11 protein-coding genes (1 of these 11 running past the window's edge) are annotated in these 9,611 nt (G+C 39.8%); 8 read left to right on the forward strand and 3 right to left on the reverse strand.

Going from position 1 to position 9,611, the window contains the following annotated elements; genetic code table 11:
• Window positions 1-3 precede the first annotated feature (3 nt).
• The 8 genes from atpG to R8N23_RS03030 all read left to right on the forward strand — a co-directional run bounded on the left by atpG (window position 4) and on the right by R8N23_RS03030 (window position 5,903).
• A complete protein-coding gene (gene atpG / locus R8N23_RS02995) occupies window positions 4-903 on the forward strand; it encodes an ATP synthase F1 subunit gamma (protein WP_318170082.1) in 900 nt (299 codons plus the stop codon).
• A gap of 69 nt (window positions 904-972) precedes the next feature.
• Window positions 973-1,803 carry a UbiA family prenyltransferase gene (locus R8N23_RS03000; protein WP_318170083.1) on the forward strand — a complete coding sequence of 277 codons (831 nt, stop codon included), beginning with the start codon at window positions 973-975 and terminating at the stop codon, window positions 1,801-1,803.
• Window positions 1,800-2,429: a class I SAM-dependent methyltransferase gene (locus R8N23_RS03005; RefSeq protein WP_318170084.1), complete on the forward strand. Its 630-nt coding sequence runs from the start codon at window positions 1,800-1,802 to the stop codon at window positions 2,427-2,429. The genes R8N23_RS03000 and R8N23_RS03005 overlap by 4 nt, the downstream gene beginning before the upstream one ends.
• Before the next feature lie 23 nt (window positions 2,430-2,452).
• Window positions 2,453-3,049: an RNA polymerase sigma factor gene (locus tag R8N23_RS03010; protein ID WP_318170085.1), complete on the forward strand. Its 597-nt coding sequence runs from the start codon at window positions 2,453-2,455 to the stop codon at window positions 3,047-3,049.
• Complete coding sequence (locus R8N23_RS03015) at window positions 3,036-3,548, forward strand: hypothetical protein (RefSeq protein WP_318170086.1); 513 nt, start codon at window positions 3,036-3,038, stop codon at window positions 3,546-3,548. The genes R8N23_RS03010 and R8N23_RS03015 overlap by 14 nt, the downstream gene beginning before the upstream one ends.
• Entirely contained in the window at window positions 3,545-4,696 is a 1,152-nt protein-coding gene (locus tag R8N23_RS03020; RefSeq protein ID WP_318170087.1) for a hypothetical protein, read from the forward strand. Before R8N23_RS03015 ends, R8N23_RS03020 begins: the two co-directional genes overlap by 4 nt.
• Before the next feature lie 15 nt (window positions 4,697-4,711).
• Window positions 4,712-5,239, forward strand: coding sequence for a hypothetical protein (locus R8N23_RS03025; protein WP_318170088.1), 528 nt, complete (start codon window positions 4,712-4,714; stop codon window positions 5,237-5,239).
• A 10-nt stretch (window positions 5,240-5,249) separates the two neighbouring features.
• Window positions 5,250-5,903 (forward strand): hypothetical protein, encoded by a 654-nt coding sequence (locus R8N23_RS03030; protein ID WP_318170089.1) that lies wholly within the window; start codon window positions 5,250-5,252, stop codon window positions 5,901-5,903.
• On the opposite strand, the gene R8N23_RS03035 is transcribed toward R8N23_RS03030, so the two are convergent.
• The 3 genes in view from R8N23_RS03035 to recJ are tightly spaced (at most 59 nt apart) and all read right to left on the reverse strand, a layout consistent with a single transcriptional unit that may run on beyond the window.
• Window positions 5,904-7,388 carry a GH3 auxin-responsive promoter family protein gene (locus R8N23_RS03035; protein ID WP_318170090.1) on the reverse strand — a complete coding sequence of 495 codons (1,485 nt, stop codon included), beginning with the start codon at window positions 7,386-7,388 and terminating at the stop codon, window positions 5,904-5,906.
• A 39-nt stretch (window positions 7,389-7,427) separates the two neighbouring features.
• Window positions 7,428-8,159 carry an LPS export ABC transporter ATP-binding protein gene (gene lptB, locus R8N23_RS03040; RefSeq protein ID WP_318170091.1) on the reverse strand — a complete coding sequence of 244 codons (732 nt, stop codon included), beginning with the start codon at window positions 8,157-8,159 and terminating at the stop codon, window positions 7,428-7,430.
• A gap of 59 nt (window positions 8,160-8,218) precedes the next feature.
• A protein-coding gene (gene recJ / locus R8N23_RS03045; RefSeq protein WP_318170092.1) for a single-stranded-DNA-specific exonuclease RecJ crosses the window boundary here: on the reverse strand, window positions 8,219-9,611 show its 3' portion. 299 nt of this gene lie beyond the right edge of the window; only the last 1,393 of its 1,692 coding nucleotides appear in the window; the start codon falls outside the window, past its right edge — the gene reads right to left on this strand; it ends in the stop codon at window positions 8,219-8,221.

The following is a 9,611-nucleotide window of genomic DNA, read 5'->3' on the forward strand; positions in this document are numbered from 1 at the left end:
GCAATGGCTAATTTAAAAGAAGTAAAAAACAGAATATCTTCTGTAACCTCAACTCAGCAGATCACTAGCGCCATGAAAATGGTAGCTGCTGCCAAGCTGAAAAGAGCACAGGATAAGATCACTCAAATGAGGCCTTATTCGCAAAAGCTTACGGGCTTATTGCAAAATGTGTCGGCAGGTATGGAGGATAGTTCTGATAATATCTACGGTCAGGAACGTGAAGTGAACAATGTACTTCTCGTAGTGGTTTCTTCTGACAGAGGGTTGTGTGGCGCTTTCAACAACAACGTGTTCAAAGCAACTGTCAATCTGATAGAAGAAAATTACTCTTACGAGAGCAAACACGACGGCATTCACATCTTACCATTAGGTAAAAAGGCTTTTGAATTTTTCTCTAAGAGAAATTATCAAGTAGTAGACAACTTCTATGGTATTTTCGGTGATCTATCTTTTGATCAAGCGAAAGTAGCGGCGGAGTATGTGATGAAGTCTTTTGTTGATGGTGATTACGACAAAGTAGAATTAGTTTACAACGAGTTCAAAAATGTGGCCACTCAAATTCTTCAAGTAGAGCAATTCTTGCCAGTAGAGCAAGTAGAGGCTACTGCGGATGAGGCTGAGTCAGCTTTCACTAATCAGGAATATATCTATCAGCCATCTATGCAATATGTGGTTGAGGAGTTGATCCCTAAATCGTTGAAAGTACAGTTCTACAAAGCAGCGCTTGAGTCGAATGCTTCAGAGCATGGCGCTCGAATGACAGCCATGGATCAAGCCACTGACAATGCTGGAGAAATGTTGAAAGCATTGAAATTGACTTACAACAGAACTCGTCAGGCAGCAATTACTAAGGAAATTCTTGAAATCGTGGGTGGTGCTGAGGCATTGGCCAGCGATGGATAAGGCATATAAAAACATAAACGAAAGGCTGAGCTTCATTTAAGTTCAGCCTTTTTTGTTTTAGATTGTACTATGAGCGTTTTCAAGTCCATATTGTCAGTTTTGCGCTGGCTGTCACTCGACGTTGTAACTGGGGGAGTTATATTTTCATTGGCTATTGGCAAAGTTGTAAATGCTGATTTGCACTGGAGTATTCCCACAGCATTGGGCTGCTGTATTTGGCTCATCTATACATTGGATCATTTGATCGACGGCAATAGCTCAGAAAGAGATCCCAGTATGAAACGACATGCGTTTCATAAGAAATTCCGGAAGCCCATTTTTATTGTGTTTGTTCTCGTTGCTTGTTTTGGGCTTCGAATTTTATCTTTTCTCCCCTACCAAACTTTGATATTGGGCTGTGTTTTATTGGGACTGGTAGGTCTCTATTTCTTATCCATTTGGCTGTTCAAAATTTACTTTGCTAAGGAAATATTCATCGCCGTGCTCTATAGCTGTGGAGTATTCTTGGGGAGTTTTTCTTTAAAGCCTGATATGGATTTGGTGATCTATCTTCTGTTTATGCAAACTGTATTGATGGCATCGATCAATTTATTGTTGTTCTCATTTTACGAAGTAGCACATGACACACAGGATGGTCATCAATCTTGGGCCACTCACTTTGGTGTTGTCAAGACTTTGAATCACCTGCTTCTTTTACTTGTTTTATTGGGGTTGTCCATTGGGTCTGTTTTCTTTTTTAGCCTATCTCTGAACCAATTTTTGCTGACGACTATATTTATAGTTATGTCCTTGATATTAGCTGCTATTTATTTCGCTCCGCAATGGTTCAAAAAAAACGAACGCTTCAGATGGGTGGGTGATTTAGTGTTTTTATTTCCAGGATTGATCTTTTTGTTTTGAACAATTACGACCGTATTGCTTGGATCTACGATGTGCTAGCAAAGTTGATTTTCCGAGGTAATCTTCTAAAATCACAAACGCACTTTCTGTCAGATCTAAAACCCAATGATCGTATCCTTATTATTGGTGGCGGTACTGGAAAGGTACTTGAGGCATTAAGTCGTTTGGATATTCCTCTGGAGATAGATTTTATCGAACCTTCGTCCTCAATGATCGAAAAAGCTAGAAAACGCATCCTAGATTCTTCAAATTTGATAGTGAATTTCCAGCAAGTCACGCTAGAGTCCTTTACTCCACGGAGTAAATATGATTGGGTGTGTTGTTTTTACTTTCTTGATTTATTCAAGGAACACTCACTAAAAGAGCATTTATATCGCATCAAAACAATGATGAATGAAGGTGCCAATTTATTAGTAGCAGATTTTAACAATCGGGAATCTAATTGGTGGAAAAGGTTACTTTCTGCAATTATGCATTGGTTTTTTAAAATGACCACTCAACTAGAAAGTAATAAACTTAAAAATATAGATAGCCTATTGCTTGACTCAGGATTCCGAAAGGAAAAAGAAGCCCATTTCTTTTCACGATTTATTTTTAGTGCTATCTATCAAAAAGAAGTCTTTTAATTGGAAACCATTCTAAAAAGGAGATGTCTATAGAGTATTCAAATGCAGAAGTGAAAAACATTCAGTACGACATACACAACAAACTCATCCTTCAGTGCAAAGCGGGCGACCGTGTGGCACAGAATGAATTGTATAAGAGGTATGCGGGCGCGATGTATAATATCTGCAGAAGAATGATGAATGACGAAGATGAGGCTCGTGATTTACTTCAGGATGCGTTTGTTGAGGCTTTTATGAAAATTCATAGCCTCAAAGAGTTGAGCACATTCAGTGCATGGATCAAAAGAATAACGGTCAACAAATGCATTAACGCCATCAAGAAGAAACGGATATTTGCCATTTCAATTGATGAAAATGTGGATCCAGCCGATGAAGATGAATGGATTGATCAAGAGATTATTGGACATGAGGCACAGGCAATTATGAAAGCCTTGGAACAAATATCCGATGGATGCAGGACAGTATTCAATTTGTATTTGTTCGAAGGGTACGATCATAAAGAGATCAGTCAGATCATGGGTATTTCGGAATCAGCGTCAAAATCACAGTACAGCAAGGCCAAGCAGAAAATCCGCGACTTGCTGAAAACCAAAAAATTCCAAGGCTATGGAAACAAATGATTTAAAGAATTTTATAGATGTAAATCGTGATTCCTTTGAGGTTTACGATTATCCTCAAGAGGATTGGCAGGCGATTTCGGATAAACTTGAACAAGCTGAAAAAAGAGCCAAAAGCGTGGTGATTCCTCTTGTTTATGTTTGGAGAGCGGCGGCAGTTTTTCTAGTTGTGACTGGGGCTGCTTTTTATATGAGCTGGGTCAATTGGAAAAGTCAATCGCAGGAATTCATGATGAGCGCAGAATTGCAAGAGGCCGAGTATTATTATGGTGAGCTCATAGCCACTAAAGTCGCTCATATATCACAATTGGATCAAAATGCGGAACAAGAAGTCTTTCGAAATATGGAGGCCTTGGATGTAGCTTTCAATGAATTAAAAAGTGATTTGAAGGACAACGCAGACAATGAGGAGGTGATTCATGCGATGATTGATAATTACAAAATCAAATTGCAGATATTAGAACAAATCATCACCCAATTGGAGGAGCGTAAGGAACTATGAGACAACGCGCTACATATCGAATGTGGGGGAAGGTCATTCTAATTTTAATTGGAGTGATGGTGGCAGCGTATGTCTCACAAGCACAGTCTAGGACTTTGGTGAAGAATATTTCGCAAAGTTTTAAAGTGGAAAATACTGCAACTGTCGAATTAACTAACAAGTATGGCCAAGTGATATTAAATACCTGGGACAAAGATTCAGTTCAAGTCAATGTAAAGATCACAGCCTATGGTAAAAACGATGAAGCGCTAACCAAAAGTATGGAAAGAGTGGATGTGGATTTCACCAATTTCGGAGATGTCTTAACCATTGAGACTTTATTCGATCGAAACTCCAGTGTATTCAAAGAGGTGATCAATAGTTTGGGGGATTACTCTAAAACATTAATTAGTAAAAATAAAATCAGTGTTGATTACGAATTGAGTATTCCACATAAGGCTTCCGTGACTTTGGACAATAAATACGGAGACGTATACATGGAAAGCCTCAGTCAGGAATCTAATATTAGTGTGGCTCATGGAGATTTCAAAGCAGACGAATTAGCTGGCACCTGCAAGTTGAATTTGAGTTTTTGTAAGGCTCGGATAAAAAAATTGGATAAGGCATTTTTGGAATTGAAAGGAGCTGAATTGGATTTAAGAGAGGGAGGTGATATTGTTCTCACCAGCAGTTCTTCTACTTTTAACGTAAAGACGGTTCAAAGCTTGAAAGTAGATTCTAGGAATGATAAAATCCATATGGCAAAAGCAACAGCGGTCAGGGGTTACTCCAGTTTTTCAAACATACTCATAGATAGTATGCTAGACCGATTGGACATGGAATTGAACTATGGCGATTTGCTTGTGCACAGCATTAATAGCAACTTCAATCTGGTGAACCTGAAGAGTAAAACAGCCGATGTCAATATAAGCTTTGATATGGGGTCATATTTTTCAGCCACCCTTACAGGTCGTGAAGACCGGATGTTTTTGACATCCAATTTTATGGGAATGAACAAAACTCGAAGTGCCGACAATGACAAAGTCATTACATTGACTGGAGTTGTAGGCATGATAAAACCAAAACAAAGCCAAGTAACCATCGCAGGGGAATCAGGAGAAGTGACTGTTTATCTGGAAGAAACAGGAGGCATAACCAATAAAAACTAATCAAGGTCTATCTCAATGAAACAATTGTATTTAATGAAAGCGGTGTGTTTGTTCATGCTGCTAATATTTAGTTCAGTTCAATCTCATGCTCAGCAATACGATCGTTCTGCTGGCATTAGATTGGGAGGCAGCTCTGGTTTAACTTTCAAGAAGTTTATTGTAGATGAGCAGTCGATTGAGGCTATCATTAGCAATAGAAGAAGTGGTATTCAACTTACAGTGCTTCACCTGATACACCAACCCATGCATGTATCTTTCAACGAGAATTTTTATTTCTACTATGGAGTTGGGGGACATATAGGTTCTGAAGAGCATGGAGGGATTGATAAGGAACTATCGAATGCGGACCCTACGGAATTCACATACAAAGAAAAGAACTACCTGACGATGGGAATAGATGGTATGATTGGCATAGAATATCGCATGTTGAGTGTTCCGATCACGTTGAGTCTGGACATGAAGCCCTATCTTAATTATATAGACATGCGCAAAATCAAGGCTGACTTTTGGGATGCTTCCATAGCCATCAAATATGTATTTTAATCTTAGCGTCATGAAACAGTTAAAACTTCTATTTGTACTTGTTGGATGTCTTATGACTTCTTTGAGTTGGGCCCAGCAGTTTACTGACAAGCCAAGTAACAATGAGGTTAAATCCATTATTGGTAGAGATAAGGAAATTACAGGATTTGGAAATATTGATTTCAGAGTGGGAGAAGTAGTGGATCAGCAAGCCTTGATAGTAGGCGCTTATGGCGGAGTATTGATCAACAAATATTTTATGTTAGGAGTAGCTGGTTATGGCATTACCACGGAGTCAAAGTTCGATGGCTTTAATCCAGAAACTTCTGCACCAAGAGAATTGAACCTTTATGGCGGCTATGCCGGAATGTTGATGGGGTTTAAAGTAGCGTCCAGAGAGATCATCCATTTAAGTGTGCCAATGATTATTGGCGCAGGCCAACTTGATGTTTCGGATGATAATTACTTTGATTTGGCGAATGGCGATAATGATTTTGTGTTGGAGTCCTCATCATTTTTTGTATTCGAACCCTCTGCGCTTATCGAACTTAATATCTCGCATCACTTTAGATTAGGATTTGGCGCTGGGTATAGATTGGTGAAAGGTTCGTCTTTAGAAAACTTAGACGATGATGATTTATCCGGTTTTTCAGGAGTGGTCTCGATTCAGCTGGGTAAATTCTAATTAAGCTAGCATTGTTAGTATATCATCTAGATATTCTCGATTGTTGGCCAGTCTGGGCACTTTATTTTGACCACCTAATTTTCCTCTTCTTTTCATCCATTCGTAAAAGGTACCCGGCTTTGCAGAATGAAGTACAGGCATTTTTAGCGCAATATCTTTATAGCGCTTGGCGTCATAATCAGAGTTTACTTCCCTTAGTTTTTCATCAAGGATACTGGCAAATCTTTCTAGACTGTCTGGGCACTTCTGAAATTCAATCACCCATTCGTGACCGCCACTTGTCTTATCAGTAAAATGAATGGGCGCAGCCGTGAAATTTTCAATTACCGCTCCAGTCATTTCGCAGGCATGGGTAATCGCAGTTTCCGCATTTTCCACCACGAGCTCTTCACCAAATGCATTGATGAAGTGTTTTGTCCGACCGGCTATTTTTATTCGATAGGGATCCGTTGAAGTAAATTTTATGGTGTCTCCTATGCTGTACCTCCAAAGACCAGCGTTGGTGGAAATGACCATGGCATAGATTTCACCAATCTTCACTTCGCCTAACCCTATAGTTTTTGGATGTTCTTTTTGAATTTCATCATAAGGAATGAATTCGTAGAATATTCCATAGTCCAGCATCAACAACAATTCATCTGAATCAGAGCGATCTTGAATCCCAAAAAAGCCTTCAGATGCTGTATAAGTTTCAACATAATTCATCTGATCGGATGGGATCAGCTCTTTAAACAAAGAACGATAAGGTCCAAAAGCTACTGCTCCATGAAAGAAGACCTCCAGATTAGGCCAGACGTCTAGAATATTTTCAGTCCCTTTCATCTCCTTTATTCTTTGAATCAAAGGAATTGTCCAGGTAGGTACACCTGAAATGTTAGTTACGTTTTCGTTGGCTGTGGATTCAGCCATTTTCTCTATCTTTTCTTCCCACTTATCCATCAATGCTACATCCAAAGAAGGTGTTCGGATGAATTGTGCCCAGATAGGCAAGTTCTGCATAATCACTGCTGATACATCACCGTAGTGAGAATCGTGATTGGGATCAAACTCGTTGAGCTGATGACTGCCACCGATGGCCAACCCTTTGCCAGTAAACATCTGAGTGTCTGGATTGTTGTTGACGTAGATAGAGATCAAATCTTTACCCCCTTTGAAGTGGCAATCTTCCAAAGCTTCAGGCGAAACCGGAATGAATTTGCTTCGAGCGTTTGTAGTGCCCGACGACTTAGCGAACCATTTGATATCCGAAGACCAAAGCAGCTTTTGTTCCCCCTTCATCCTCCTTTCTATATAAGGATACAAAGCTTCGTAGGCCTGAACAGGTACAATCTCTTTATACTGATCGTAAGTTTTTATATTCTTGAAATCATACTTTCTGCCAAACTCTGTGTCTTTGGCCGTATGCAATAAGCGAGTCAAAACTTCTTTTTGAACTTCGTGTGGATACTTCATGAAAAGCTCCATTTGATGGATTCGCTTTCTCATGACCCAGGTGAGGATGGAATTAAAAAGAGGCACGCTAGATTAAATTTTTCTTTTCAATTCAAAATGTCTTCCCAAGTAGACGCGGCGAACTTGTTCATCCGCTGCGAGCTCCTCTGCAGTCCCGGATTTAAGCAACTGCCCTTCAAACATCAGATAGGCACGATCAGTAATGGAGAGCGTCTCTTGCACGTTGTGGTCAGTAATAAGAATGCCAATGTTCTTGTTTTTCAGCTGAGCTACTACGGTCTGAATTTCTTCTACCGCAATCGGATCAACACCGGCAAAAGGTTCGTCTAACAAAACGAAATTAGGGTCAATGGCGAGTGCTCTGGCAATTTCTGTCCTTCTTCGTTCTCCACCGGATAGGGCTATGCCAAAGTTATTGCGCACGTGAGTTAAACTAAACTCTTCCATCAATGCTTCGGCTTTTTCTTTCCTTTCCTGTTTAGTGAAGTTCTTCATTTCAAGCACGGCAAGTATATTTTCTTCTACTGTGAGCTTTCTGAAAACAGAAGCCTCTTGGGCCAGATACCCAATGCCGAGCTTAGACCGTTTGTACATCGGCAGGTCAGTAATGTCTTGGTCATCCAGATAGATATGACCGCTGTTGGGCTTGATTAGTCCTACAGTCATATAGAAGCTTGTCGTTTTACCGGCGCCATTTGGTCCTAGTAGACCTACAATCTCACCTTGATCCACCTTTACGGAAATGCCTTTTACGACCGTTCTGCTCTTATATTTCTTTACTAAATTTTCTGCCCTCAGTTGCATATGATATACCTACTCTTGCGTTCAGCAATTTTAATGATAATAATTCAATTTAATCGGTCTCATACTCTTATATCCTTCAGCATCAGCTGCAAAGTAGTCTGCCCCATGTAGTGATTTTCTTCTATTGTATATACAATATCGAATGGAGTATCCAGTTTGTCATGAAAATGACCAAGCCCAAACCCAATCACATCAAAATTATTAGTAGTACCGGCTTGAGATATAAAAAGCTTGAGATGTTTCTCTTTCAATACTCGTGCCTCTTTTTTCAAAAATACATTTCGACTACAAAAAACAGGCTGCATATTCTGTGGACCGAAAGGCCCCATCTGTTTTAAAATACCAAACATCTTGAAATCGATGTCTTCCAGGTCAATTTCTAGATCGATGTCTATGACGGGTGTCTTTTGTTTTTCTTCAATCAGAGAAGAGACCGATTCTTCAAAGGCATTTTTAAAATTGTCCAATTGATCTGGCTCCATGGTTAAGCCGGCTGCGTATTTGTGCCCACCAAACTGGATCAGATGTTCGCTGCAATTTTCCAACGCAGTATATATATCAAAACCATTAACCGATCGAGCAGATCCTGTAATCTTACCATTCGACTCTGTCATGATGATGGTAGGTTTATAATAATGCTCTATACATCTGGAGGCCACAATGCCAATCACCCCTTTGTGCCAATCCTCTTTATATAATACAGTGCTACATTTTTCTGCTTGTCCATCAGCCTGAATCATATCTAGCGCAGTAGCAGTTATGCTTTCGTCGTAGTTTCTTCTTTCTTGATTTTCCAGATTGAGCTTTTCAGCAAAAACATAAGCATCTTCTTTTACTTCTTGGGTCAACAAGTCAAGGGCAGTTTTTGCATGACCGATTCTTCCAGCCGCGTTGATTCTAGGTCCAATACCAAAGACTACATCCGAAATACTCAATGGTGTACGCATACCCGCTTTGTCTATCAAAGCAGCAAAACCAGGCAGTGGAGAGTTATTCAGTTTCTTCAGCCCGAACCAGGCGAGCAACCTGTTCTCACCTGTTATAGGAACAATATCCGAAGCGATACTCACAGCTACCAAATCCAACAGATCCAAAAGCTTGTGATTTTCAATTCCATTTTGAATGGAAAATGCTTCTAATAATTTGTAACCAATCCCACATCCGGATAATTCATCATAAGGATAGGTGCAGTCGGATTGTTTTGGGTCAAGAATAGCAACAGCAGGAGGGAGTTGATCACCTGGTAAATGGTGATCACAAACAATGACATCTATATCATTTTCTGAAGCCATTTTAATATTATCGACTGCGCGAATACCACAGTCTAAGGTAATGAACAAATTGATATTGTGATCAATGGCCCATTGGATGCCCTTTCGGGAAACGCCATACCCTTCTGTATAGCGATCGGGTATATAGGTAAATACATTGGGTGACAATTCTTTGAGAAAA

It is taken from the genome of Reichenbachiella sp., assembly GCF_033344935.1.
In the GTDB taxonomy this organism is placed as follows: Bacteria; Bacteroidota; Bacteroidia; order Cytophagales; family Cyclobacteriaceae; genus Reichenbachiella.

Bases quoted from the DNA above. Each gene is read 5' to 3' on its own strand.
- atpG (WP_318170082.1), top strand. From the start codon at position 4: ATGGCTAATTTAAAAGAAGTAAAAAACAGAATATCTTCTGTAACCTCA.
- R8N23_RS03000 (WP_318170083.1), top strand. From the start codon at position 973: ATGAGCGTTTTCAAGTCCATATTGTCAGTTTTGCGCTGGCTGTCACTC.
- R8N23_RS03010 (WP_318170085.1), top strand. From the start codon at position 2,453: ATGTCTATAGAGTATTCAAATGCAGAAGTGAAAAACATTCAGTACGAC.
- R8N23_RS03015 (WP_318170086.1), top strand. From the start codon at position 3,036: ATGGAAACAAATGATTTAAAGAATTTTATAGATGTAAATCGTGATTCC.
- R8N23_RS03020 (WP_318170087.1), top strand. From the start codon at position 3,545: ATGAGACAACGCGCTACATATCGAATGTGGGGGAAGGTCATTCTAATT.
- R8N23_RS03025 (WP_318170088.1), top strand. From the start codon at position 4,712: ATGAAACAATTGTATTTAATGAAAGCGGTGTGTTTGTTCATGCTGCTA.
- R8N23_RS03030 (WP_318170089.1), top strand. From the start codon at position 5,250: ATGAAACAGTTAAAACTTCTATTTGTACTTGTTGGATGTCTTATGACT.
- R8N23_RS03035 (WP_318170090.1), bottom strand. From the start codon at position 7,388: ATGAGAAAGCGAATCCATCAAATGGAGCTTTTCATGAAGTATCCACAC.
- lptB (WP_318170091.1), bottom strand. From the start codon at position 8,159: ATGCAACTGAGGGCAGAAAATTTAGTAAAGAAATATAAGAGCAGAACG.